The 759-nt window shown below is 70.9% G+C and carries 1 protein-coding gene; it reads left to right on the top strand.

Going from position 1 to position 759, the window contains the following annotated elements; all coding sequences use genetic code 11:
- Positions 1-759: TolC family protein (locus AACY08_RS27685; RefSeq protein WP_339472294.1), on the top strand; the 759-nt coding region annotated here is incomplete at both ends.

Below are 759 nucleotides of genomic sequence, written 5' to 3'. Positions count from 1 at the left end.
GTTCGGCCCGGCTCATACAGGGAACGACGAGATCGACCATTGGGATCAGGTCGTCGGCGTTGCGGTGGCGACCAGTTTCGAGGCGGCGCGCGCGGCGGCGGATGCGGTGCGCACGCTGCACCGGCCGATCGTCACCGCATCGGTGCAATATCTCGAATATCAAAAGAGCCTGTCGGTCGATGTGAGCGGCCCCAAGGCGACGACGCTGGGCAACACGCAGACGTTCCTGGCGGCGCTGCCCGCGAGCGTGCCGCCCGCTTACCAGCAGATCGCCGCCGACATTAGCGGGCGGCTGTCGCAGGCGCTGCCGGGGCTGTTCAACGCGATCCCCGACCAGCTCAGCTATCGCTTCCGCGACGATGTGCTGCGCCCGACGGTGCAGGGGGCGTTGCCGCTCTATACCGGCGGCGCGATCCCGGCGATCCAGCGCGCGGCGCAAGGCGGGGTGGCGATGGCGGAGGGGCGGCGCGCGCAGGCGCTCAACCTCGCGCGGATCGACCTGATCCGCGCCTATTTCGGGCAACAGGCGGCCGCCGGGCTGCTCGAGTCCGCGCGGCGCAGCCGTGATGCGCTCGACGCGGTGCTGTCGGATTCACGCAAGCTGGAGGCGGCGGGGGTGATCCCGCACGCGCGCACGCTGGAAGTGGAGGTGGCGCGCGACACCGCCGAGCGCGTCTATCAGCGCGCCGATCTGTCCTATGCCAGCGCGCGCGACGATCTGGCGCGGCTGCTCGATCTGGAGACGGGCGTCGCGCCGAC

It is taken from the genome of Pseudomonas sp. EL_65y_Pfl1_R83 (assembly GCF_963970695.1).
Taxonomy (GTDB): domain Bacteria; phylum Pseudomonadota; class Gammaproteobacteria; order Pseudomonadales; family Pseudomonadaceae; genus Aquipseudomonas; species Aquipseudomonas tritici.
The sequence above is the reverse complement of the archived record's forward strand: the minus strand, read 5'-3'. Positions and strand labels throughout refer to the sequence as shown.